Below are 25714 nucleotides of genomic sequence, written 5' to 3' on the forward strand. Positions count from 1 at the left end.
TCAGATGAATTCGTTCGGTTTATCGATGAGGTGGATGATAGGCACGCTGAATTAGCACTGAATGATGGCGCGGTTGCAGACCTGAGAGGAACAAAAAAGGGCGGAATAATCCGCCCTTTTTATCTGACCGCGATTTGCAAGCTCAATAAATGTCGTTGAACACGCGGCGCTGTCTGAGCAGGCGCTTTCCGCGCACGACCCAGTAGAGGCTTGCCGTGACGAGCAGCACTGACACCACGAGCACGAACACGGGCGAGATACTTTCCGGCGCGGGCTGGCTGGTTGCGATCAGCAGCGCCGCAAAGAACGCGGCGCCCGCCTGATAGTACGAGCGCTTGGCGAGACAGCGGCGCATGCGATGCGTGGTGAAACGGGAGACGGGCGGACGCGTGAACGGTTCGAACAGGATCACCCCGGCGGCGAGGGCGATGACAAGATTCATTAAGAGCATGGTGGGCGACTTCGGTGTGATTGCAAGGCTGCCCGCGACTATATTTCAAGACACTTTGTGTCCAAACCAGAAGAGTCTTAATTGTGGAGGGAATACTCTATTTCTTTGACGAATGACGTGCACTACTGAGCAAACTTCATGCATCGCGGATGCCGACGCAGCGCCGGCATCCCATGCCAACAGGCTTCTTACAGTTCGATACGCGTGCCCAACAGCACGAGAAACTGTCGAATCCACGCCGGATGCGCGGGCCACGCGGGCGCGGTGACGAAATTGCCATCGGTCACGGCATCGTCCACGGGAATATCGGCGTAGGTCGCGCCCGCGAGCTTCACTTCCGCCGCGCACGCCGGATAGGCCGAAATGCGCTTGCCCTCGATCACGCCCGCCGCCGCGAGCAACTGCGCCGCGTGGCAGATTGCCGCGATCGGCTTGCCCGCCTCGGCGAAGTGCCGCACGACTTCCAGCACGCGCGCGTTCATTCGCAGATATTCCGGCGCGCGCCCTCCCGCGATGGCGATCGCGTCGTAACGCGCCGGGTCGATATCGTCGAAGCTCGCGGTCAGGCGGAACAAGTGGCCGGGCTTCTCCGTGTAGGTCTGATCGCCCTCGAAATCGTGAATCGCGGTCTTGATGTGATCGCCGCTTTTCTTGCCGGGACACACCGCGTCGACCGAATGGCCGACGGCCAGCAGCGCCTGGAACGGCACCATCGTTTCATAGTCCTCGGCGAAGTCGCCGGTGAGAAAGAGGATCTTCTTTGCAGGCATTGCGAGTCTCCGGAAAGGGAATGATCGGCGCGCACCGCCGTTCGACGGACGCACGCAGGGGAAGCGCAAGCCAGTCTACTCCGCGCATTCGACGGTTTCAGGGCATGCGCGACAGGCGTTTTCCGGTGCGCGCGCGGCGACGGCGTATCATGAGCGCCAATTTCGAGACAGACGAAAGTCTCACGGTTTCACGTTGTTTTCACCTCGGTTCACGGCAGAAGGTAAGACCATGCGCATGACACCCGTTTCCCGCATCGCGGTCGCGCTTTCGGCGCTGGCGGTGCTCGCAGCCTGCGAAAAACACGACGCCACCGCCGGTCAGGCCGCGGGCGCGCTCAACAATTTCGCGAGCCAGACCAACCAGAAGTTCGATCAGGCGGCAAGCTACGTCGGCCAGAAGGTCGATGCCGCCAAACAATCCGCGCAGCAGAACTTCGATAACGCAGGCTCGATGCCGGATGTCTCCGCGAACAGCGTCGTGGAATCGGCGAAGGCGAATTTCGCCAATGCCGCGAGCGCGACCAATACGGCCATCGACAACGCCGCGAGCGCGACGGGCGCGGGTTTGCAGTCGGCGGGGCGCAAGTTGCAGGAGTGGTCGGCGACGCCCGGCGCTTCCGGTACATCGAGCACATCGGCGCCGTCGAGCGCGAGTTCTTCGGGTGATGCGAGCGGCGCGCGCACGGAAATGGACAAATAAAAGCGGCATCGCCGCTTAACATTCGGTTACACCGGTTCGGCGGGTGCGTCAGGCGCAGCCGCTACACTGTCGGTCTCTCAAAATTCGAGACCGTCATGAAGTCACGCAAGCTCGCGCACTTCGGCGCGCTCGCGATCGTTTGGATGTCCTTGCTCGCCACGCTTGCGGGGATCGCACGAATCAAATCCATCGCGACTGTCGCCCGGAGCGCATCTTTATTGATGGCGCTCGCGTTCGTGCCCGCGCTCGCGCAGGCCGCGCCCGCGCTCAATCTGCCGTCGTTCGAGGAACTGATCCGGCCTGCATCCGCGCCTGAACCTGCGTCCGCTGCGTCTGCGCCTGACGCCGACGTGGTTCATTCGCTCGACACCGTCATCTCCACGCTCGACAGCGAAAAGGAACGCGGCGCGCTCGTCTCGCAACTCAAGAAGTTACGCGATGCCAAGCGCGCCAGCGCCGCCGCACCCGCCGCCAGCAGCGCCGATGCAACCGCCACCGCCGCATCCGGCGCAAGCGCGCCCGCGCCGTCCACGGCTTCATCGGTCGTGGCAAGCATGGCGCAGAACGCGGGACTGCTCGGCGCGATTGCCTCGGGGCTCACCAGCATCGAAGCGGACGTGAGGCGCGGCAAGACGCCCATCGCGTACTGGGGCGGCCGTTTCAACGCCGCCGGCAACGAACTCTTCACCATCGTCACGAGCCAGAGCCGCGAAACGTTCGGCAAGACAATCTTCAACTATTTCGCGATGCTCGCCGGGTGGGGCGTGTGCGCCTTCGCGCTCGTCTGGCTGCAACGCCGCATGATGAAGCGCTACAACATCGAGGCCGGGCTGCATTCGAATCCGACTACGGGCGAATTGCTGCGCTTCACGCTGCGCCGCGTCGCGCCGTATCTGGTGGCGTTCGTCGCCGCGCTGACCTTTTCTCGCTGGATGCCGGTCTCGCTTGGCCGCACGCTCGCGATGGTCACCGCTTACGCCATCGTCGCGGGCGCGGTGTTCTCGGCCATCTGCCTCATCATGTTTTCGCTGTTCGGCTCGGCGCACCGGCGCGTGGCGGTGAACGTGCTGATCCTGCGTGCGCGCAGGCTGCTGTTCGTGATCGGCACGCTCGGCGCGCTCGGCGACGCCGCCTCGAACTACGATGTCGCGCAGCAACTTGGCACCAACCTCTCCGCGCTGATCTCGACCTTCGCGAACATGGGCGCGGCGGGTCTTACCGCGTACTTCGCGCTGGCGTTCCAGCGGCCCGTCGCGCATCTGATCCGCAGCCGCAGCTACGAGCAGCGTAATTCGCGCAAGGCGGCGACCGAGACCTTCGACGTGGTGGCCTCGCTCTGGCAACTGCCGCTGTTGTTGCTTGCTTCGGCATCCGTAGTGGCGACGCTCGCGGGCATCGGCACCTCGGAAAACGTCTTGCAGATGGCGATTGCCACCGCGGGCTTGCTGGTCGTCGCGTTCTTCCTGTCGGCAATCGTCGTGCGCATCACGCGGCCGCGATCGCAGCGTCCGCGCCGCCAGTCGGCCTACGTGCGGCGGCTCGTCAAGTTTCTCGGCACGATGATCGTCACCGGCGTGTGGCTCGTGTTCCTCGAAGTGTCGTCGCGGTTCTGGGGCTTCTCGCTCGTGCAACTGGCCGAACAAAGCGTGGCGGCGCGCGGCATCACGAAGGCGTTCGGCATGATCGTGATGACGTTCTTCATTGTCTGGCTGGTGTGGATTCTGATCGACACCGGCATTCAGGAAGCGCTCAGGCCCGACACGTCGCGGCGCGGCGGACGCGGTCCGAGCATGCGCGCGCGCACCATGTTGCCGCTCGTGCGCAACGTGGTCTTCGTCGGATTGCTGATGATCGCGGCCATTGTCACGGCGGCCAATCTCGGCCTGAACGTGACGCCGCTGCTGGCGGGCGCGGGCGTGATCGGGCTGGCGGTCGGCTTCGGCGCGCAATCGCTGGTGGCGGATCTCATCACGGGGCTGTTCATCATCATCGAGGATACGATTTCGGTCGGCGATTCGATCGAGGTGGAAGGCGGGCATGCGGGCATCGTCGAAAGCCTGACGATCCGCACCGTGCGCCTGCGCGATGGCCAGGGCGCGATCCACGCCATTCCGTTCTCGCAGATCAAGACGGTGAAGAACCTGTCGCGCGATTTCGCCTATGCCGTGTTCGAAGTGCGCGTGCCCTTCACGGCTGATGTCGATGACGTCACGCAGATGATCCGCGAAGTCGGCGCGGAACTGATGGCGGACGTACGTTACCGCCGCGAGATGCTCGGCCCCGTGGAAGTGTGGGGACTGGACCGTTTCGATCCGAACTGGATGGTCGTGAAAGGCCAGATCAAGACGCGGCCGCTCCAGCAATGGAGCGTGGCGCGCGCGTTCAATCTGCGCATCAAGCGGAAGATGGACGAAGCGGGCATGGAGATTCCCGTGCCGCAAATGCATATCCAGATGACGCGCGACGTGCTGGACGAGAAGTCGAACGCGCGCCGTATCTGGACCGGCGATGAAACCGCGCTCGTCGATGAAGAAGCGCTCGACATGGCCGGCCTCGAACCGCAACCGCCGTCACGCACGACGGACGGTGCGCGCGATGTGTCGCACGCCCCGCGCGCCGCGCCGCCGCCAACTGAACAATCGGTGCAGATTCCGCCGCAGATTCCGACTTCGCCGGAGCCGGGGAAGGGCTGAAAGTGGAAGGGCTTTTTATGCCGCGAGCAGATCGTTGACGTGCGTGGCGATCTCCGCGCCCGCGACGCCGTAGATATGCAGCGAGATGGCGCGCGACGTGGCTTCCGCCGGATTGCCGAGCTGATGGATCGCGCCGCGTCCGGCATCGACGTAGGAAACCGCACCCGCCGCCCGGGGATGCCGACGCACTTCGGTGGCGGCTTGCGCATCGGCATCCCAGCGGTAGAGCGTCTCGCCGAGCGTCCCTTCGATCACCGCATAAGCACACCATGTCCGATGCCCATGCACCGGGCTCGCCTGTCCCGGCGCCCAGACGAGCGCCGCGATGGCGTATCGCCCGAGCGGGTCCGCCGCGAGCAGATGACGCCGATAACCCTGCGCGCTCCCGATGCGCTGATCCGCCCGCAACAAACGCGGATCGGCAATCGCGCGTTGCAGCGCCGCCCGCACGCGTTGACCGAACGGCGCACGCGCGCCGATTTCGATGACGGACAACGCCGCGTCGAGTTCGGCGCACAAAGTATCAAGCGCAGTGGCTTCGGATGCCGGGCGCGCGAAGGGCATCGACGAATGAGCAGGACGGCTGACGGTTTCGAGTTTCATGATGACGGCGCGGTGTTCGTGAGGTTTTGATCGCTGAATTTGTCGCGAATCGACCACATCATTTATACCGGTTTGCTTCCAGAAAGAGTTTCCATATACTTCCGCTCATTGCTCGAAAAATAGAATAATTTCCTATCAGGGATGCAGCATGGGAATGGACCTCATCGATCGCAAGTTGCTCGAACTGCTTCAGAACGACGTGACCATGCCCATTGCCGAGCTTGCGCAGCGGGTCAATCTTTCGCAGACGCCTTGCTGGAAACGCGTGCAGCGATTGAAAGAGACGGGCGTGATCCGCGCGCAGGTCGCCTTGTGCGATCCGAAGAAGCTGGGTGTTGGCACGACGGTGTTCGTCGCGGTGCGCACCAATCAACATACGCAGACCTGGGCCGAAGACTTCACGCGCGCCGTGCGCGACATTCCCGAAGTGGTCGAGGTTTATCGCATGAGCGGCGAGACGGACTATTTGCTGCGCGTGGTGGTGTCGGGCATCGACGATTACGACCGCGTCTACAAGCAACTCATTCGCGCCGTGCCGCTCTACGACGTCAGTTCCAGCTTCGCGATGGAGCAGATCAAGTATTCGACCGCGCTTCCCGTGCGACCCACGATCGAGTCCTGACGCGCGCAAAAAAAAGCCGCTCGCGGAGAGCGGCCTAACACGTCCGGTCACTAGGTATCCCGGCATTGCCCCTGGCAGCCCTCGCCGGAATCAGACGTGCATGGAATCGTGTGGAGTATGGGTCAGCCGGGCGGGGTGGCCAAGCGTGGCGGTGAAGTTGTGAATTTCGCGGGGTGGGTTCGTTCGGCGAATCAATCCGAAGGACTTAATATTTGGCCTTTTGGATGAGCCGTTCCGTTCTGGCGAAATGCGCTCTCGAAACGGATATAGCCATGCAAAGTATTCTCGCGCGAGTCTCGATTGGCATCAGCGAACTCAAGGTTGATCCTGGTGACATCATCGAACGGGCCGATGGTCCGGTCGCGGTTCTTGATGGCGACAAAGTGGTCGCTTATCTCGTTCCCGCAGCCGGTTGGGAAGCGGTCTGCGAAAGTCTGGAGGACCACGAAGCGGCGGAGACCGTCCGTGCGCGGAGTCTTGAAAAGGCTGTGAGCGTGAGTTTGAAGGATTTGTGAGCGGCGATTTCCTTGCTAACGACGGTTAAGAAATCGCGTACGCTAAACAATGCCGGTCATGTCGGCGAGAAGTAATGTTTGCAGGACGGCTTCAAATCGGCTCGTCTACCGCGTCGAAGATTCGAAAGTCACCGTCGAAGTGATCGCAGTCGGCAAGCGCGAGCGTGGTTCCGTGTACGACGTGGCGCGCACCCGCACACGTTGACCATGGCGACCCCTCCCCACGCAACCCAACTGAAAACCAACCCCTGTACCATGTCGGCACGTTAACGCCATTTTCTGGAACCGCCGCGCCCGCCATGACCGATGATCGCCGTAACGAACGCCGCCCGGGCAATACGCCTCGCAAAAAGAATCCGACCTTCGCCATTGGCGCGTTTATCGTGATCGTGGTGCTGCTGGTCATCGGCACGTTGTTGTTCAACGCGATCCGCGAAAAGCGAGAATTCGACGCGCAAAACACGCCTTCGGCGACGAGCGACACGCATCTCACGGTGCCGGCGCTGGGCGCGTCCGCATCGAAATAGCTCTCGGCGATTACGCCGGCAAACGAATCCGCGTCGCGTCCTTGCCGATCAGCGCGGACGCCGTGAGCATCTGCTTGCATTGATGCGCGAGCAGTTTCAGATCGTGCAGCGCATCGGGCGAAAGCGACTGCGCGCGTTCGGCGGCAACGACCATCGCATCGAGTTCGCGGCGCAGTTCCTTTACCGGGTCCGATGATGTGACCGGTGCATCGCCATCGTCCTTGACGGCGGGCTGAGGCAGCACTTCCTGTGCATCGGAAAGACTGTCGCGCACCACGCCGAAGGTCCGCTGCACCGGCTCGAAGGGCTGACCGCCCGCTTCGTTGAGCGATTGCAGCAACGGCGCGGCAGCCGTGATCTGCGACGCCAGCACATGACTCTGCACGAGCAAATCGTTCAGTTCGGCGACATAACGCTGCTGCGCCTTCGGCTCCAGCATCATCCGCTGAAACGCCTGCGCGAGATTGGCGAACGCGACATGCACGTTCTTGCGCGCGAGCCGATAGCGGAAGTCGCGATCCAGCGCCGTCGCCGCAATCGTCGCGGCAGCGGATGCGCCCTTGCTCGTCGTCGCCGCCGTGCTCTCGCCGATGCTCACTGACGCCAGCCGTTCCGCCGTCGCGCTCGCGGCCTTGATCGCGGCTGCTGTGACCACTTCGGGTTCGAGCGGTGCGCTGACGACTTCCGGCTCCATCGTTTCCACGGACGATGACGCCGCCGCGCCTGCGTTGCCATCCGCGAAAGCCGCACTCAGGTTTGCGCCGGCAGCGGAACGCGCCCGCGCATCCGGAGGCGTCGTGCTTTTCGCGCGCCACCACCAGCTTGCTTCCAAATAATTGCGCGTGGCGGCAAGCAAGTCCTTCACGAGCTTGCCCATCAGCCGGTATTCCCAATACGGGAACAGATGACTCGCCGCAATCGCAATCGCGCAGCCGACCGCCGTATCGATCGCCCGCTCGCCGATGATGCGCATGCTCCCCGGCGCGAGCAAATGGAACATCAGCAGCACATACGACGACGTGAACACCACGCTCGCCGCGTAATTGAACAGCAGCAGGCTGTAGCTCATCACCATCGACGCAAACATGACGACCAGCAGAATGCGCGAGTCCTTCACGAGCAAAATCAGCGCGATGGTCACCGCGCAGCCAATCGCCGTGCCAATGATCCGCTGCGTGTTCCGCTGCTTGGTGAGCGAATAGCCCGGCTTCAGGATGATGACCGTGGTCATCACGATCCAGTAAGCATTGGTGAGCGGCAGCAATCTGCCGAGCCAGAAGCCCACGCCCACCGCAATCGTCACGCGCAGCGCATGCCGGAAACTGGGCGAGGCCATCGTGAGATTGGTGAATATCTGCCCGAACGGCACGCGCCGGCTCGATATGAACCGCGACAGCGCGTGGTCGATCTGCATTTCGTTTTCGATCGGACCGGCGTCGTCGCGGGTGCGGCGGCGCATCTTGTCGATCAGCCGCGTCGCGCTCCACAAACGCCGGAACACGGCGGCCGCGGCGGCATACGCTTCGGCGTTTTTCTCCGGCAAACCATGCTTGCGCATGAGTTCCAATTCGTACTCGATGGCGCGCAATTCGGCCTTCATGCTGATCGTCTTCGGCGCGCGATTGTTCTGCAACACCGCAAGCCCGATTTCTTCGAGATCCGCCGCCGCCTTGCGCATCAGATCGCGATAAAAGATCAGCACATCCGAGCCCGCAAACGTCTTGCGCACGAGCGGATAGTCCGTATGCGCGCCGACAAAAAACTCGTGCAAATCCACCACGTTGATGAACAGATTGAAGAGCCGCGCGCGCCGCGCATCGAGCTTGCCGCTGGCGATCTTCGGCAGATTGCGCAGCACGATATCGCGCGCCGCCTCCTGCCGCTCGACCGCCGCCGTCTGCTTTTCGATCAGCTTGCGATAACACTCGTTGAGGTCGGCATCGCTGTCGTAAAACTCGGCGCGCGCGAGCAGATATTCCGCGCAACTGAAGATGCTCTCCGCCAGCGCCTGCTGCTCGATCCGATACACCAGCAAGTGGGACACGAGCGTCGCCCAATACGTGTACCAAAGTCCGCCCACGAGAATCCACGATGCGTTGATGAGCGCCTGCATCGGCGTGAAATGTTCTTCGAGTGTGACGACCATCATGAAGAGCGTGGCGAAGCTGATTTGCGGCCAGCGGTTGCCGTACACGACGATCAACGACAACACGAACGTGAGCGGCACGACCGTCAGCCACAACGTGACCGGATGCGCCGTCGCGATACCGGTAGCCAGCGCCGAGCAAAAGCCGATCAGGCTGCACGCAAGCATTTCGTTGTGCTTGTACTTGAGCGGCCCCGGCATGTCGACGACACACGCGCCGAGCGCGCCCGTCGCGATGGTGAAGCCCAGTTCCCGGTTATGGAAAACGATCAGCATGAGCACGGCGGGAATGGAAACGCCGAGCGCGATGCGCAGGCCGCCGAAGAAATACTGGCTGTAGATGAACTTCCTGATTTCGAACGAATAGCGCATCGACTTCCTGATCTGATGCCGTGGACACAAAGCGACTTCGAGTCTAACTCAAGTCATGCGTGCTTCGAACCTCGTCCGTTCGGCTAGTGTTCGCGCGCGGGTTCGCTTTGTTATGCTGACACCTGAACCTTCGAACATTCCGACTCACGCCATTTTCAGGCGTCGCACGCCGCCTCCCATGCTCGAACTTTTCTATTCCAACCGTCACGAAACGCTCGCCGCCGCACTCTTCGAAGACCTCGACGCCTTCGCCATGCGCGAGGGCGATCCGTTCGCAAGCGAAGCGGTCATCGTGTCGAGCGCGGCCGTGCGTCGCCGGCTCGAACTGGACATGGCGGAGCGCTTCGGCATCTGCGCGAATGTGGAGTTCTGCTATCTGGCGCAGTGGTTATGGGCGCGCATCGGGCAAGTGCTGAAGGTGCCGGTGCATTCACCGTTCGCGCCGGACCGGCTCGCGTGGCGCTGTTTCCGTTTATTCGACGATCCCGCCTTGCGCGAAACCGCGCGTCTTTCGAGCTATCTCGAAGCCGCCGAAGCCGATGCCGACGATTCCATGCGCTATGAACTCGCGCGCCGCGTGGCGACGGTCTTCGATCACTACGTGACGTATCGCCCCGAATGGCTCAAGCACTGGCAATCGGGCGGCTCGATTCTCGCGGGCGCACCAGGCTCCGCCGATGCCCCGACCGACCTTCGCGCGCCGCGCCTGCAAGGCGCAAGCGATCTGCAACGCGAGGACGAACGCTGGCAAGCCGCGTTATGGCGCGCGCTGCTGGCCGATCTCGCGCGCCCCGGCGCGGAAGACCCCACGCCGCCCGCGTTCCGCTTTCTCGACGAAGCACCGCGAATGGACCTCGATGCCGTGATGCGCGCCGAATGGCCGGGCCGCATCAGCGTGTTCGCGTTGCCGACCATGCCGCCGCTGCATATCGCCTTGCTGCGCGAATTGTCGCGCTGGATCGACGTGCGCATCTACGCGCTCAATCCCTGCAGCGAGTTCTGGTTCGATATCGTGAGTGTCGGGCGCATCCGGCAACTGGAACTGACGGGCGAGAAGGATTTTCAGGAAGTCGGGCATCCGCTGCTCGCGGAATGGGGACGGCAGACGCAGGCGCAGCTTCACATGCTGCACGAATTGACGGAGAGCGCGGCATCGAGCGAGCGGCAGTTGTTCGAGGAGAATCCCGCGCCGACGTGGCTTGCACGCGTGCAGAACGGCATTCTCACGCTCGATGAAAGCAGCGCCGCGCCGCAGCCCGATGAGATCGTCGAAGCGGGCATCGAGGTTCATATTTGCCATAGCCTGTCGCGGCAACTCGAAGTGCTGCATGACCGCTTGCTCGACTGGTTCGACAGCATAGAAGGGCTGGAGCCTTCCGATGTGTTGGTGGCGTTTCCCGATCTCGCCGTGGCCGGGCCGCTGATCGATGGCGTGTTCGGCACCGCGCCCGCCGGTGCCAGCAACGAGCGGCGGCGCATTCCGTATCGCATCACCGGGTTGCCGCCGTCGCAGGCCAATCCGGTGGCGCGCGCGTTGCTCGACTGGCTCGCGTTGCCGGAACGCAGCGTCGGCGCGCCGGAACTGATCGAATGGCTGCGCGTGGATGCGGTCGCGGCGCGGTACGGCATCGACGCGGTATCGCTTGAAACGGCGCAGGAATGGCTCGCATTGGCGGGCGCGCGGCGCGGTTTGCGTCCGTTGACGCGCGCCGCCGATGCCGACGAACACATCCCCGACGCCCGCCATACCTTCAGCGATGCCCTCACGCGTCTCTATCTCGGCTACGCGCTGCCCGAAGGCGGCGCGCCCGTCGATGCCTGGCTGCCCGTCGAAGGCGCGAACGGTTCGGAGGCGGAGTTGCTCGGCCGTCTCACGCGTTTCGTCGATGACATCGGCGCGCTCGCCGACGCCATCGCGCAACCGCGCAGCGCACGCGCCTGGGGCGCGCTGCTGCTCGATTCGCTCACGCGTTTCTTCGATGCGGGCATCGCCTTCAACGACACGGTCAGCGACGTACGCGACGCAATCGATGCGCTGATCGCCGCGATGGACGAAGGCGCGGGCGACGTGCCGCTGTCCGCCGCCGTGGTCCGCACCGCGCTCACCGACACGCTCGACGATCCCGCGCGCGGTGGCGTGCCGTGGGGCGGCGTCACGTTCTCGTCGCTCACGAGTTTGCGCGGCTTGCCGTATCGCGTGGTCTGTCTGCTCGGCATGGACGACGGCATGCTGCCGAGCCTCGCGCGCGCCGACGAATTCGACCTGATGGCGAGCTTCGGCAAACTGGGCGACCGCCAGCGCCGCGACGACGAGCGCAATTTGTTCCTCGATCTGCTGCTCGCCGCGCGCGACCGGTTGATGATCGCCTACACCGGACGCAGCATCCGCGACAACGCCGTGTTGCCGCCTGCCGCGCTCATCGACGAATTGCTCGACTATCTTTCCGAGGCGGTGGCGGGCGAACATGCATCGCCGGGCGAGCTTGATAAAGCGCGCGCGCAATTCGTGTTCGAGCATCCCTTGCAGCCGTATGCGCCGAAGTATTTCGAGCCGAATGGCCGTCTCTTTACCTACGAGCCGGAACGCGCCGCACTCGCGCGCGAACTCGCCTCGGGTCGCACGCGGCCGGACGCGCCGTTCTTCCTCAAGCCGTTGCCGCCCGAAGACGACGAGGACGCGCTCATCGTTCCCTTCGACGACTTCGCGCGCTTCTGGCGGCATCCCGCGCGCGCGTTGCTGCGTGACCGTCTGGGTATTTCTCTGGTCGATGCCGAAGCCGAACTCGACGATGCCGAGCCCTTCGAACTCGGTTTCGCTGGCCGCGATGCGCTCGCGAGCCGCGTGCTTCCCGCGCTGCTCGAAGCCACGGACGAGGACGACAGAAGCTCGCGTCAACGCGCCCGCGAAGTCGCGCGCACGAGTCCCGAGATGCCGGGCGGCGCGACCGGCAACGTCTGGCAAACCCGCGAGCTTCACGCGATGACCGCGCTCGCCGAACGCGTGCGCGCCTCGACCGCGACCGGCGCGCTGCGTCTGCCGTTCACGCTCGATATCGCGCCGCGCTGGCCGAACAGCGGCGGCGTGGACCTGTTCGGCCCGCACGACGATTCGCTGAACGATGCAAGACCGCTCACGCTCGTCGGCACGCTCAACCGTCTCACGCAGCAAGGTCAGGTGATCTATCGCTACGACGCACCGCGCGCGCGTGACTATCTGCTCGCGTGGCTCGCGCATCTGGCTTACTGCGCGGCGCAACCGGACGGCCCGCGTCGCACGGTCTGGCACGGACGCGGCGCGCAGAAGTCAGACTTCGAATTCATGCCGGTCGAAGATCCGCTCGCGCATCTCGGTGAACTTGCCGCGCTGTATCGCGCGGGGCGACGCATGCCGCTGCGGTTCTTTCCAAAGAGCGCGTGGCTCAACGTGACCGACAGCGAAAGAGCCGCGCAGGACGAATGGAACCCGGAAGCCACGCGCTCGCAATCGCGCAAGCGTCCGGAAAGCGACGATCCGGTGTATCGCATCGCGTTTCGTGGCGAGGAGGTGAGGCTCGACGACACCTTCGCCGCGCTCGCCAAAATCGTGTTCGAACCGCTCGTGCAACATCTGAAGGGCGGCGCGCAATGACGAACCCGACAACCAACGTGGAAAGCATTGACGTGCAGGAACTCGACGTCTTCACTTGCGCGCTCGACGGCGTGAATCAGATCGAGGCATCGGCGGGAACCGGCAAGACGTGGAATATCTGCGCGCTCTATGTGCGGCTGCTGCTTGAAAAGCAACTACCTGTCGATCGTATTCTCGTCGTCACGTTCACGAAGGCGGCGACGGCGGAATTGCACGAACGGATTCGCACGCGGCTGACGGGCGTGGCGCATGCCATCGAAACGGGCGATGCCAGCGGCGATCCGTTCATCGAGCAACTGTTCGATACGACGCTCGCCGGGATCGATGCCGATGAAGCGCTGCAACGCATCCGCATCGCGCTATCGACGTTCGATCAGGCGGCGATCCACACGATCCACGCGTTCTGCCAGCGCGCGTTGCAGGAAGCGCCGTTCGCCGCCGCCATGCCCTTCGAGTTCGAGATGGAGGCGGATGACAGCGCGTTGCGCTTCGAACTCGCGGCGGATTTCTGGCGCGAACGCGTGGAGCCGCGCGCGGCACGCACGCCGTCTTTCGCGTCGTGGCTGGTGGCGAAGGGCGCGGGTCCGGCCGCGCTCGATGCCCAACTCGCGCGGCGTCTAAAAAAGCCGCTCGCCGCGTTGCGCTGGAGCGGCGAACAGCTCACCGAAACGGTCGATGCCGCCAACGCGCAGGCCATCTTCGATGCCGCCTGCGCGCTCTGGAAAGCGGAGCGAGAAATCATCGTCGAATTGCTGGCGAAGGCCGAGCCGGTGCTCAACAAAACGACGCACAAGCCGTCGATTCTCGCGGCCGCCATCGACGCGTGGAACGAGTATTTCGCGGACGCGGACTGTCACGCGCCACCGCCGGACAAGGCGCTCAAGCTCACCGCCGCCGCGATCGTCAAAGGCACGAAGGGCAAAAACGCGCCGCCCGTGCACGATTTCTTCGATCAGGCCGAAGCGCTCGCGGTGTCTGCGGGCGCGGCGGAGGCATCGCAACGGGCGCGCTGGCTCGATGTCGTGCGCGAATGGCTCGATCACGCGCCTGCGGAGCTCGCGTCGAGAAAACGCGCGCGCCGGATCGTGTCGTTCGACGATCTGCTGGCGAATCTGCATCACGCGCTGGTGAAGCATGCGTGGCTCGCGCAGGCGTTGCGGGCGCGGTATCCGGCGGCGCTGATCGATGAGTTTCAGGACACTGATCCGTTGCAATACGCAATCTTCAAGCGCGTGTTCGCGCCGCATGGGCCGTTGTTTCTTGTCGGTGATCCTAAGCAAGCAATTTACAGTTTTCGCGCGGCGGATCTGCATACGTACCTTGCCGCGCGCAAAAGTGCCAGCGCGCGTTATACGCTCGCAGTGAATCAGCGTTCGACCGCGCGCATCATCGACGCATGCAACCGTGTTTTCGGGGCGAATCCTTCGGCGTTCATTTTGGATGGACTCGACTATCAGCCCGTGCGAGCCGGCACGCGCCAACGTCCGCCGTTCATCGACGAAACGCCCGCCGCAGCCTATTCCGACGATGCCGATTTCCGCGTGTGGCTGCTCCCGCACGGCGATTCGATGCTCGCGAAATCCGTCGCCAATCGCGAAGCCTCGAAAGCGTGCGCCGCCGAAATCGCGCGGCTGTTGCGCGGCGCGCAGCAGGAGCAAGTGCGCATCGGAGAGACGCCGTTGTCGGCGGGCGATGTCGCCGTGCTCGTGCAGACGCATCGGCAAGGCAGCGCGATCAAGCGCGAACTGGCGTTGTGGGGCATCGGCAGCGTGGAACTGGCGCAAGCGTCCGTGTTCGGTTCGTTCGATGCCGAGCAGATCGAGCGCGTGCTGGTCGCCATCGATACGCCGGGCGATGTGCGCCGGCTGCGCGCGGCGCTTGCCACCGACTGGTTCGGGCTCGATGCATCCGCGCTATGGAAGCTCGAACATGCCGATACGTCTTCTTCCACCGACGACGCCTTCGACGCGACAAGCTGGGTCGAACGCTTTTCGCGCTATCGCACGATCTGGCACGAGCGCGGCTTCGCGGTGATGTGGCGCACGCTGGCGCGCGAGTTGTCGATCGCGGCGCGGCTCGTGGCGAAACCGGATGGCGAGCGGCGGCTGACCAACGTCAATCATCTCGCCGAGTTGCTGCAGGCGCGTTTTGCCGAGCAGCCCGGCATCGCGCCGACACTGCGATGGTTTGCCGCCCAGCGCGATCAGAAAGGCGGCGGCGAGGAAGCGCAATTGCGGCTGGAATCGGACCGCAATCTCGTGCAGATCGTGACCGTCCACAAGTCGAAAGGGCTGGAATATGCGGTCGTGTTCTGCCCGTTTCTCAACGATGGCGGGTTGCGCGAGCCGCCCGGTTCGAGCCTGCCCGACGCGAAGGAGTATCACGACGAGGCGGGCGTCGCGGTCTTGCATTACGGCATAGAAGGCGATGAGGAAACGTTCGCGAAGGAAGCCATCGCGCGCGAACTCGCGGCGGAACGCGCGCGGCTCGTCTATGTGGCGCTGACGCGCGCCGTCTATCGATGCTATCTCGTTGCAGGCGTGTATGCGGTGAGGAATTCGACGAAGGAAGCGCGCGGCAGCGTGTTGAACTGGCTCGTTGCAGGAAGCCGCGGCGCACCTTTCGATGCCTTCCGCAAGGAGCCACCCGAAGACGCGCAGATCGTCGACGCATGGCGCGCGCTCGCAGCCGAATCGGGCGGTTCGATCGGCACGGAGCCGCTGCCGTTCATCGACGTGCGCGAACCGCTGGCATCGCAACCCGACAGCGGCAATGAGATTACCGCACGCAGCAATCGCCGCGTGTTGCGCGATTCATGGCGCATGGCGAGCTTCAGTTCGCTGATCGCGGCGGGCGCGCGCGATGAGGCGCAGCAGCCGCATCCCGCCGAGGCGCGTCCCGATCACGACGAACTCGCGGATGTGGCGGACATCGCGCTGCCCACCCGCGCGCCGATCGCGGACGACGACATCCTTGGTTTTCCGCGCGGCGCATCGGCGGGCGATTGTCTGCACTGCATGCTGGAACACGCGGATTTCACGGAGAAAGAGACGTGGACGGGCGCCATCGAACGCGCGTTGCACGAACATCCTTTGCCCGCGCCCGAAGCGCTTGCGCAACGTCTGCGTCCGATGATGCAGCGCCTCATCGCCGATGTGACCGCAACCGAGATCGCGCCCGGCATGCGTCTGTCGTCCATCGCCATGAAGCGGCGCATGAACGAACTCGCGTTCGTGTTTCCGGCGCGCACGCTCGATTTCGCGGCGCTGCGCCGTCTGCTCGCCGCGCACGGTTTGGCGGATGTGGTGCTCGAATCGGGCGCGCTCGCGGGCTTCATCAAGGGATTCATCGACATGATCGTCGAACATGGCGGCCGCTTCTGGATCGTGGACTGGAAATCGAACTATCTCGGCGACACCGCCGACGATTACACCGCCGCGCCGATGGCCGAAGCCATGGCGGACCATGCGTATCACCTTCAGGCGTTGTTGTATGTGGTGGCGCTGCATCGGTATCTGCGCGCGCGGCTGGCGAATTATGCGTATGACACGCACATCGGCGGCTATCTGTATCTGTTCGTGCGTGGCGTGCGTCCCGACTGGCGCGATGGCGATGCGGCATGCGGCGTGCATCGCGGACGGCCATCGCTGGAACTGGTCGAAGCGCTCGACCGGCTCATGTCGGGAGGCGCAGCATGAGCACACCCGACGCATCGGCGAGAGAAATTGCGCTCGACGAAAACACCGCACTCGCGGATGGCTTCGCGCATCGCATGAGCGAACTGGCGCGGCGGCTCGGCGCGGATGCGCGCAGCGTGCTGTGGGTCGAACGCGCGGCGCATGCGTTGAGCCGCGCGACGGCGGCGGGGCACGTTTGCATGCCGCTGGCGGCGTTGGCGCGTCGTGAAGGCGCGAGTGTCGCGGAGGTGCGGGATTCGCTGATTGCGAGTGGCGTCGCTTGTCGTGAGCGCAGGAACGCGGCTGATCTTTTGCCACTCGTCATCGATGAAGACGGGCGGCTCTATCTCGCGCGTTACTTCGATTACGAACGGCGGTTGGCCGAAGCGCTGTCGGAACGCGCGCGCAATGCACGGCGCGATGTGACAGCGAACGAACTTGCTGTGCAGGCGGCGCGCATCGAACGATTCTTCGGACCGCGCAAGGATGACGACATCGACTGGCAGCGCGTCGCGGCGCTCGCGGCGTTGAGCGGCCGGCTGACTATCGTGAGCGGCGGTCCGGGCACCGGCAAGACGACGACCGTGGTTGGCGTGCTCGCTTGTCTGCTCGATGCCGCGCCGGATTTGCGTATCGCGCTGGCGGCGCCCACGGGCAAGGCGGCGCAGCGTATGCAGGAAGCGCTGATCGAACGTGCGCATATGCTGCCGCCGGAGTTGTCGCAGCGGTTGCCGCGTACATCGTTCACGCTGCAACGTCTGCTCGGCGTGTTGCCGGACGGCGGGTTCCGGCATCATCGCGACAATCCGCTGCCTTACGATGTGATCGTCGTCGATGAAGCCTCGATGATCGATGTCGCGCTGGCGGCGCATCTGCTCGAAGCCGTCGCGCCAACAAGCCGACTGGTCATGCTCGGCGACAAGGATCAGCTCGCGGCGGTCGAGGCGGGCGCGGTGTTCGCGGAACTGAGCGCGCAACCGGCGTTCAGCCGGGCGGGCGCGGTGGCCATTGCGACAGGTTTGGGCGTGAAGCTCGATGCGTTCGACGCGGCGCTGCCGGACGCCGGACGCGTCGAGTCGCCGCTGACGGATTGCGTCATCTGGCTCACGCGCAATTACCGCTTCGGGCTGGATTCGGACATCGGGCGTTTGTCGATCGCCATTCGCGACGGCGATGCATCCGGCGCGCTGGCCGCGCTCCACGTCACCGATCCGAACGGCGAGCACGCCGCCATCCTCCACGACGACGATCAGCCGAAACTCCCCGAGCGCGTGCTCGCGCGATTGGCGGCGGGCTTTGCGCCGTACACCGAAGCATTGTCGATGCTCATCGACCAGGCGCGACACGGCACGCCAGCGGAGCAGCCTATCGAAGCCACGCTGTTCGATGCGCTCAACGCCTTCCGCGTGCTCTGCGCGACGCGCAACGGCGCGCGCGGCGTCGATGAAGTGAACGCGCGCATCGCGATGAAGGTTCGCGAGCGGGCTGGAATTGCGGTGGCGATGGGCGCGCAATGGTTCGCGGGACGGCCGGTGATCGTCACGCGCAACGACTACGCGTTGGGGCTGTTCAACGGCGATATCGGCATTGCGCTGCCGGGCGTGGATGGCGCGCTGCGCGTGGCGTTCCGCATGGCCGATGGCACGCTGCGCTATGTCTCGCCTGCCGCGCTGCCGCCGCACGAAACGGCGTTCGCGCTGACGGTCCACAAGTCGCAAGGCTCCGAATTCGAGCATGCGGCGCTCGTCTTGCCGAGCACGTTTGCACGCGTGCTGTCGCGCGAATTGGTGTACACGGCCATCACGCGAGCCAAGCGACGGGTGGATGTGTTCGGCGCGGCGGAGATTTTCGCGCAGGCGGTTGCGGCACCGACGCGGCGCGATTCCGGACTTGCTGCGAGAATGCGACGTCTCGCTTGAAACGAGCCACCGTCGATTCGATAAGGAGCACGACCGATGAACGACTTTTCAGTGCCTCCGAACGAAATCGAACTGACGGCGGTGCGCGCGCAGGGTGCGGGCGGGCAGAACGTCAACAAGGTGTCGAGCGCAATTCATCTGCGCTTCGATATCCGCGCGTCGTCGTTGCCGGAGCACATCAAGGCGCGGCTGCTGGCGCTGTCAGATAGCCGCGTCACGCGTGAGGGCGTGGTCGTCATCAAGGCGCAGGAATATCGCACGCAGGACATGAACCGCGCGGCGGCGCTCGCGCGGCTCGATGAACTGATCCGCAGTGTGAGCGTGACGCGCCGGAAGCGTATCGCGACGAAGCCGACGCGGGCATCGCAGGTGCGGCGGGTGGAAGGGAAGGTCAAGCGCGGCGCGATCAAGGCCGGGCGCGGGCCGGTGCGCGGGGATTGACGCTTACGAGAATATGCGCGCGAGCGTAGCCAGATCGCGACGCACCCAGTCGGCATCGGCGGCGAATTTCTCGTCGCTCATGTCTGGCTGACGGAACAAGGTCAGCGCGACTTCCGCGCCGTCGCCGTTGCGGAACACGCGCAAAGGTACGTCGATTTTCACGCCTTGTTCGAGCATGACCGTGTGATCCATCACGCCGAACGCGTTGTGCGGCGTGAAGCGGATAGTCACCGTGCCCGCCGGTCCGCGCGCTTTCCACACATCGCCATGCGCTTCGAGCGTCGATTGCGCCATGCCCGACGCCCAGCGCGGGAACGTCTCGGGACGCCATATCGCTTCGTAGAGTTCGCGCCAGTCGCGTTCAATCGACACGCTGATCGTGAGGGATGGCATCGTCATGGCATCAACCGTTGTGCAGTTCGGGCGATGCCCCCGCGCGGATGCCGAAGACCATGAACATCAAGCGATCCTGACCGATCACGCGCCCCAGTTCCACGAAGATGCAGTAATTGAAGATCATCACGCAGAGCATGATCTGAACGGCCCAGAACTGCGGCCAGTTGATATGCACGAGCAACTCATGCAGCGCGCCGCCCAGGTTGTGCGTTTCTTTCCAGAACTCGAACAGCCGTTCCAGAAAATGCAGAATGCCCGCGACGATGGTGTAGATCAGCGTCTTCCACGCCGCGTTCCAGATGAGCGGATGATCGGGATAACGATTGATAAATGGCAGCATGTTTGCGATCAACACAGCCTTGCCGAGTATCAACGATGCGACGATCACCGAAGCCGACGCCGGCAGCGAGATGCCGGTGCCCTTGAGCATGAGCGCGCGCACGATCACGACCACGTGCAGCAGGATGAAGAAGAATAGCGTCGGCGGCACCATCTTCAGCATTTCGTGTTTGATCTTCGCGAAGGTTCCCATCTCGACTCCCGATGTGAAAGCGCGAAGGATGACGGCGCGTTGCAGCGTGTGCAACGCGCATCCGGACAATTCGATGAAACCGGATGAAGCTCGCCTTCGGCTCTCAAACAGAATAGTTCATCGCGCGAGCTTGCGGCGTCCGAACACGGGCAGACGGCCGAGCATGCCGGTGGCGAGCGCGGTGCCGAGCAGCACGATCGCGCAGCCTTCGAGCATGGCGAGCGAGACGTGTTCGTGCAGGAACAGCGCGCCCCACAGGATGCCGAACAGCGGGATGACGAAGGTGACGGTCATCGCGCGCGCGGGTCCGGCGGCGGCAACCAGGCTGAAGTAAAGAAAGTACGCGATGCCCGTGCAACCGATGCCGAGCGCAAGCACCGCATGCCACGCGTGCGCCGACACCGCCACCGCCGGCCAGGTGAAGAACGCGATGGGCGTGAGCGCCAGCGTCGCGGCAATCATGCTGCCTGCGGCGTTGGTCATCGGATCGACATCCATCAGGTATTTCTTGGCGAAGTTCGCCGCCACGCCGTACAGCGCGGAGGCGACCAGCGCGGCGGCCGCGGCGAGCAAGCCTTGCACGGGCACGCTGGCGGTGGCGGCATCGTGCGTGGGCGCGATCTGGTTCCACACGAGCATCAGCACACCCGCGAAACCGATCGCCATGCCGATGCTGCGCGCCGTCGTCAGCTTGTCCTTGAGCCACAGATAGGCGACGAGCGCGCCCCACAGCGGCGTCGTCGCGTTGATGACGGAAGTCGCGCCCGCCGAGAGCGTCAGTTCGGCATAGGCGAACAGGCAGAACGGCGCGGCCGAATTCAGAATGCCGACGATGAACAACTGCAACGCGCGACGGCGGAAGGTCGTGAGGCTTTGCGCGAAACGTCCGCGCGCGATGAGCATCGCCACCAGAAACAGCGCGCCGATGCCCACGCGCACGGCCATCAGCGGCGCGACGCCGAACTCGGCCACGCCCACGCGAATGAAGAGGAACGACGCGCCCCAGAGCGCGGCCAAGACGACGAGTTGCAACAAATTGACAAGAGACATGATGCTCGCGGACTTCGATACGGATTGAAAGTCCGCGCATGCTACCACCGCGCATCGTTTGGCAGAACAAAAGGGCGACGAGACCGCAAGAAGCGGGAGATGACTTTCAGCCGCCGCTTTGACGGCGCAACTTCTCGAACACGCGCGGTTGCCATTCGCGCGTGCCGATGAGCAAGCCGGTGCCGCTTCGGTGCGTGAGCGGCGCGGACGAAGATTCGTCGTGCAAAGCCGCGAACCGGCTTCTGAGCCGGCGTATCTCCAGCGCGAGTTCCGCGCGCGCAGTCTCCGTCAACATGCCCTGCGCGAATTCCAGCGTGTCGCCGCTTCCGTCGAAGGTGCTTTCCAGAAAATCGCCGAGCCCGTGCGACATGAAATATTGCCGGATGGGACCGCCCGGTATCCAGTCGAAATCGCGCGCGATCAGCAGCCGGATACGGTCGCCCGGCATGAGCGCGATCAGTCCCATGCGGTCCAGCGCGAGCAGCGATTTCAGGCACTCGGCGCGCGTCACGCGATACCGGGAAACGATATCGTCCACCGACCAGTGATTCAACGCGCACACGGTGACGAGCAACAGCCGTTCGTTCGACACGAGTTGCGCTTCCTGCGCACTTTCGAGCATGCGCAACTGCGGCAGTGCAGCCGACGACTCCTGCACGAGTTCGGCCAGCGTGAAGCCGATCAAACCGCAGATCTCTTCGAGCCGATCGACGGTGAAGCGTCCTTTGGAAAACAACCGCTTCACGGCGGGCTCGGAGATGCGCAGCGCCTGCGCGACATCGCGATAAGTCAGGCGCCGGGCGCGCAACTGACGCTTCAGGGTTTCGACAAGCTGGGCGGCTTCGCTCATCTCGGTTCAAAAAAAGGTATAAGAAAACGATACTCAAGGCGTCATTCTAGTAGCCCGATGACATAAAAGTACAACGTTTTTGGTCCCGGCCCTCATAATTCGCTCGCCCTCAACAACCGAGCAGTCCGATCCTCCATGACTCATCCCGACACGCGTGAAGATCGTTCCGGCGACGCGTCATCGTTGCCATCGTCGCAATTTGCCTTGCTGCGCCAGCGTCGCTTCGCGCCGTTCTTCTGGACGCAGTTCCTCGGCGCATTGAACGACAACGTGTTCAAGATCGGCTTCTCATCGCTGGTGACGTTCGCGGCCGCGCGCTTTTCCGGCGTCGATGCGAAGACCGCCGCCTTCGTCATTCCCGCGCTGTTCGTGCTGCCGTTCGTGCTGTTTTCGGCGACCTCCGGGCAGATTGCCGACCGCTTCGACAAGGCCATGCTCACGCGATTCGTCAAGACGTTCGAAATCGTCGCGATGCTCATCGGTGGCGCGGGCTTCCTGTTGCATAGCGCGTCGCTGCTCTACGTATGCACGTTTCTGATGGGCGTTCACTCCGCCGTGTTCGGGCCGGTCAAGTACGCGTACCTGCCGCAGCATCTGGCGGATAAGGAACTCGTCGGCGGGAACGGGCTGGTGGAAATGGGCACGTTCGTCGCCATTCTGGCGGGCACGCTGGTGGGCGGCGCGGCCGCCGCGATGGGCGCGCATGGCGAGATGGTGCTGGCGGGTCTTTGCATCGCGATTGCGGTGCTGGGGCGACTGGTTTCGTCGCGCGTGCCGCGTTCGCCCGCACCGGAGCCGTACTTGTCGATCAACTGGAATCCGTTCAGCGAGACGTGGCGCAATCTCAAGGTGGCGCGCGAGGATCGCACGGTGTTTCTCGGCTTGCTCGGCATTTCGTGGTTGTGGTTCGTCGGGGCGACCTTGCTCGCGTCGTTCTTCAGCTTCGCGAAAGACGTGCTCTTCGCGAACCCGGATGTCGTGACCGTGCTGCTCGCCACGTTCTCGGCGGGCATCGGGCTGGGCTCGCTGTTCTGCGAGCGGCTGTCACGTGGCCGCATCGAGATCGGTCTCGTGCCGCTGGGTTCGATCGGCATGAGCGTGTTCGCCATCGATCTGTTTTTTGCGAGCCGTGGCTTGCCCGCGATGACGCATCTCCAGAGCGTCGGCGCGTTTCTGTCGATGCCCGCGCACTGGCGCGTGCTCGCCGATCTGTTCCTGCTCGCGATGTTCGGCGGCTTCTACAGCGTGCCGCTCTACGCGCTGATTCAGAGCCGCAGCAAGGCGAGCCATCGCGCGCGCATCATTGCGGCCAACAATATTCTCAATGCGCTGTTCATGATTGCTTCGGCGCTCATGGGCGTCGCGTTCGGGGCAGTGGGGGTGAGCATTCCGGGGCTTTATCTGGCGACGGGACTCCTGAATATCTTCGTCGCCGTGTATATCTACTCGCTCGTGCCGGAGTTCATGCTGCGCTTCGTCGCATGGTTGCTGGTGCACACGATTTACCGCATTCGTCTCGTCGATACCCACCGCATTCCGGAAGCGGGCGCGGCCGTGCTCGTCTGCAATCACGTGAGCTTCGTCGATGCCATCGTCATCATGGCGGAAAGTCCGCGGCCGATTCGCTTCGTGATGGATCACCGCATTTTCCGCTCGATGCTGGCGGGCTGGCTTTTCCGTCACGTGAAGGCGATCCCGATTGCGCCCGCTCACGAAGACGCCGCGCTGCTCGAACGCGCCTATGAGCGCTGCGCGGATGCGCTCGCACAGGGCGAACTCGTCTGCATCTTTCCCGAAGGCAAGATTACCCGAACCGGCGAGATGAACGCGTTTCGCCAGGGCGTCATGGAAATCCTGCGCCGCAAGCCGGTGCCGGTCGTGCCGATGGCGCTGCGCGGCCTCTGGGGCAGCGTGTTTTCGCGCGATGCCGGGGCGCGTGTGCCGCGTCCGCTGCGTCGTGGCGTCATGAGCGACCTCACGCTCGCCGTAGGCGAACCGCTGGCGGTGACGGAGGCATCGCCTCAACGCTTGCAGCAGATCGTGCTGGGCTTGCGTGGCGCGCAGCTTTGATCGAACAAGAACTCAAGTCTCGAATAACTAAGACAACATGAATAAAGATTGGCTCAAATCGTATCCGCCCGGCGTGCCGGCCGACATCGACGTGACGCGTTTTGCGTCGCTCGGCGAACTGTTCGAGGAGAGCTTTCGCCAGCATGGTTCGAAACCGGCGTTCGCCTGCATGGGCAAGTCGATCAGCTACGCGCAACTGGACACGCTCTCGCAGCGGCTCGCCGCGTGGCTGCAATCGAAGGGTCTCGCGCGCGGCGCGCGGGTCGCCATCATGATGCCCAACGTCCTGCAATATCCGGTCGCGCTGGCGGCGATTCTGCGCGCGGGGTATGTCGTCGTGAACGTGAATCCGCTTTATACGCCGCGCGAGCTGGAGCATCAGCTCAAGGACAGCGGCGCGGAGGCCATCGTCCTGCTGGAGAACTTCGCGGTGACGTTGCAGGCGGTCGTGCATAACACGGCGATCAAACATATCGTGATGGCGTCGATGGGCGACCTGCTCGGCATGAAAGGCCCGCTCGTGAACTTCATGGTCCGGCGCGTGAAAAAGATGGTGCCCGCGTGGCATCTGCCGGGACATACGACGTTCAACGCGGTGCTGCGCGAAGGCGCGCGGCTGCCGTTCGCACGCACGAAGCCGGGCCCGGACGACATCGCGTTCCTTCAGTACACGGGCGGCACGACCGGCGTTTCCAAGGGCGCGACGTTGCTCCATCGCAACGTGATCGCCAATCTCTTGCAGACGCAGGCGTGGCTGGAACCGGCGCGCGCGCGGCGTCCCGATGTCACGCAATTCACGACGGTTGCCGCATTGCCGCTCTATCACGTGTTCGCGCTCACCGTGTGCGGCTTGCTCACGGTCCTGACCGGCGGCCAGAGCGTGCTGATTCCGAATCCGCGCGACATGGCGGGCATGATCAAGACGCTGCGCGGCTATCGCATCACGCTGTTCCCCGCTGTGAACACGCTCTACAACGCGATGCTGGACCATCCCGACTTCGGCAAGCTCGACTTCTCTCAGCTTTTCGCGGTCGTGGGCGGCGGCATGGCGGTTCAGGAAGCGGTTGCGACACGCTGGTTCGACAGGACGGGCGTGCCGATTATCGAAGGTTATGGGCTCACGGAAACTTCGGCGTGCGTGACGTGCAACTCGCCTTTGACCACGGCGTACAGCGGCGCGATCGGATTGCCGTTGCCATCCACCGAAATATCGATCCGCGATGACGACGGCAACGAAGTCGCCCAAGGTCAAGCCGGCGAACTCTGCATTCGCGGCCCGCAGTTGATGTCCGGTTACTGGATGCGCCCCGACGAGACGGACAAGGTGATGACCGCCGACGGCTTCTTCAAGTCGGGCGATATCGCCGTGATGAGCGAAAGCGGGCTGGTGAAGATCGTCGATCGCAAGAAGGACATGATTCTCGTGTCGGGCTTCAACGTCTATCCGAACGAAATCGAGGATGTGGTGGCGCAGCATCCGGGCGTGTTCGAAGTCGCGGCGGTCGGCATGCCCGACCGGCACTCTGGCGAGGCGGTGAAGATCGTCGTGGTTCGGCGCGACCTTGCTCTGGCCGATGCCGATCTGTTCGAGTGGTGCCGGGAACGGCTCACGGGGTATAAGCGGCCGAAGGTGGTCGAGTTCAGGGATGCGTTGCCTAAGAGCAATATCGGGAAGATTTTGCGGCGGGAGTTGCGGGGGTGATGGGGCGGGAGGGCTAAAAAGCCCGGCGCAATGACCGGGCTTTCGACGAC

The 25714-nt window shown here is 63.8% G+C and carries 19 protein-coding genes; 11 read left to right on the top strand and 8 right to left on the bottom strand.

From position 1 onward, the window contains the following. Positions 1–142: 142 nt before the first annotated feature. Positions 143–451, bottom strand: a complete 309-nt coding sequence (locus tag ACZCWR_RS08060; RefSeq protein ID WP_487303171.1) for a hypothetical protein — start codon at positions 449–451, stop codon at positions 143–145. Positions 452–639: 188 nt separating this feature from the next. Beyond that, the gene (locus ACZCWR_RS08065) at positions 640–1221 is read right to left on the bottom strand and encodes a DJ-1/PfpI family protein (protein WP_487303172.1); all 582 of its coding nucleotides are present in this window, start codon (positions 1219–1221) and stop codon (positions 640–642) included. A 229-nt stretch (positions 1222–1450) separates the two neighbouring features. Between ACZCWR_RS08065 and ACZCWR_RS08070 the strand changes: the two genes are divergently transcribed. After that, entirely contained in the window at positions 1451–1921 is a 471-nt protein-coding gene (locus ACZCWR_RS08070; protein ID WP_487303173.1) for a BCAL1086 family glycoprotein, read from the top strand. A gap of 95 nt (positions 1922–2016) precedes the next feature. Beyond that, a complete protein-coding gene (locus ACZCWR_RS08075) occupies positions 2017–4614 on the top strand; it encodes a mechanosensitive ion channel family protein (RefSeq protein WP_487303174.1) in 2598 nt (865 codons plus the stop codon). Between the two features lie 15 nt (positions 4615–4629). Here the strand turns inward: ACZCWR_RS08075 and ACZCWR_RS08080 are convergent, their stop codons facing one another. Then, entirely contained in the window at positions 4630–5217 is a 588-nt protein-coding gene (locus ACZCWR_RS08080; RefSeq protein ID WP_487303175.1) for a cysteine dioxygenase family protein, read from the bottom strand. A 148-nt stretch (positions 5218–5365) separates the two neighbouring features. On the opposite strand from ACZCWR_RS08080, the gene ACZCWR_RS08085 reads away from it, so the two are divergent. From ACZCWR_RS08085 to ACZCWR_RS08095, 3 genes are all read left to right on the top strand, one after another. Beyond that, a complete protein-coding gene (locus ACZCWR_RS08085; protein ID WP_487303176.1) occupies positions 5366–5839 on the top strand; it encodes an Lrp/AsnC family transcriptional regulator in 474 nt (157 codons plus the stop codon). A gap of 224 nt (positions 5840–6063) precedes the next feature. Next, on the top strand, positions 6064–6354 hold the full coding sequence (locus ACZCWR_RS08090; protein WP_487303177.1) for a type II toxin-antitoxin system Phd/YefM family antitoxin: 291 nt from the start codon (positions 6064–6066) through the stop codon (positions 6352–6354). Positions 6355–6653: 299 nt separating this feature from the next. Further along, positions 6654–6881 (top strand): hypothetical protein, encoded by a 228-nt coding sequence (locus tag ACZCWR_RS08095; RefSeq protein ID WP_487303178.1) that lies wholly within the window; start codon positions 6654–6656, stop codon positions 6879–6881. Between the two features lie 10 nt (positions 6882–6891). On the opposite strand, the gene ACZCWR_RS08100 is transcribed toward ACZCWR_RS08095, so the two are convergent. Beyond that, positions 6892–9399 (bottom strand): FUSC family protein, encoded by a 2508-nt coding sequence (locus tag ACZCWR_RS08100; RefSeq protein ID WP_487303179.1) that lies wholly within the window; start codon positions 9397–9399, stop codon positions 6892–6894. Between the two features lie 178 nt (positions 9400–9577). On the opposite strand from ACZCWR_RS08100, the gene recC reads away from it, so the two are divergent. Genes recC through arfB form a run of 4 tightly spaced genes read left to right on the top strand, consistent with a single transcriptional unit; the run spans position 9578 to position 19064 of the window. Further along, on the top strand, positions 9578–13027 hold the full coding sequence (gene recC, locus ACZCWR_RS08105) for an exodeoxyribonuclease V subunit gamma (RefSeq protein ID WP_487303180.1): 3450 nt from the start codon (positions 9578–9580) through the stop codon (positions 13025–13027). Beyond that, on the top strand, positions 13024–16725 hold the full coding sequence (gene recB, locus ACZCWR_RS08110; protein WP_487303181.1) for an exodeoxyribonuclease V subunit beta: 3702 nt from the start codon (positions 13024–13026) through the stop codon (positions 16723–16725). Before recC ends, recB begins: the two co-directional genes overlap by 4 nt. Next, entirely contained in the window at positions 16722–18623 is a 1902-nt protein-coding gene (gene recD / locus ACZCWR_RS08115; RefSeq protein ID WP_487303182.1) for an exodeoxyribonuclease V subunit alpha, read from the top strand. Before recB ends, recD begins: the two co-directional genes overlap by 4 nt. A 36-nt stretch (positions 18624–18659) precedes the next feature. Next, positions 18660–19064 carry an alternative ribosome rescue aminoacyl-tRNA hydrolase ArfB gene (gene arfB / locus ACZCWR_RS08120; RefSeq protein WP_487303183.1) on the top strand — a complete coding sequence of 135 codons (405 nt, stop codon included), beginning with the start codon at positions 18660–18662 and terminating at the stop codon, positions 19062–19064. Between the two features lie 3 nt (positions 19065–19067). On the opposite strand, the gene ACZCWR_RS08125 is transcribed toward arfB, so the two are convergent. The 4 genes from ACZCWR_RS08125 to ACZCWR_RS08140 all read right to left on the bottom strand — a co-directional run bounded on the left by ACZCWR_RS08125 (position 19068) and on the right by ACZCWR_RS08140 (position 21892). After that, positions 19068–19463 (bottom strand): polyketide cyclase, encoded by a 396-nt coding sequence (locus ACZCWR_RS08125; RefSeq protein ID WP_487303184.1) that lies wholly within the window; start codon positions 19461–19463, stop codon positions 19068–19070. A gap of 4 nt (positions 19464–19467) precedes the next feature. Continuing rightward, positions 19468–19992, bottom strand: coding sequence for a hypothetical protein (locus ACZCWR_RS08130; protein ID WP_487303185.1), 525 nt, complete (start codon positions 19990–19992; stop codon positions 19468–19470). Between the two features lie 117 nt (positions 19993–20109). Next, the gene (locus tag ACZCWR_RS08135; RefSeq protein ID WP_487303186.1) at positions 20110–21042 is read right to left on the bottom strand and encodes a DMT family transporter; all 933 of its coding nucleotides are present in this window, start codon (positions 21040–21042) and stop codon (positions 20110–20112) included. Between the two features lie 106 nt (positions 21043–21148). Then, positions 21149–21892: a helix-turn-helix domain-containing protein gene (locus ACZCWR_RS08140; RefSeq protein WP_487303187.1), complete on the bottom strand. Its 744-nt coding sequence runs from the start codon at positions 21890–21892 to the stop codon at positions 21149–21151. A gap of 135 nt (positions 21893–22027) precedes the next feature. Between ACZCWR_RS08140 and ACZCWR_RS08145 the strand changes: the two genes are divergently transcribed. Both ACZCWR_RS08145 and ACZCWR_RS08150 read left to right on the top strand, forming a co-directional pair. Next, entirely contained in the window at positions 22028–23962 is a 1935-nt protein-coding gene (locus ACZCWR_RS08145; RefSeq protein WP_487303188.1) for an MFS transporter, read from the top strand. A gap of 37 nt (positions 23963–23999) precedes the next feature. After that, on the top strand, positions 24000–25664 hold the full coding sequence (locus ACZCWR_RS08150) for a long-chain-fatty-acid--CoA ligase (protein ID WP_487303189.1): 1665 nt from the start codon (positions 24000–24002) through the stop codon (positions 25662–25664). The last annotated feature ends 50 nt before the right edge of the window (positions 25665–25714 follow it).

This window comes from Caballeronia sp. A2-2, from assembly GCF_057612605.2.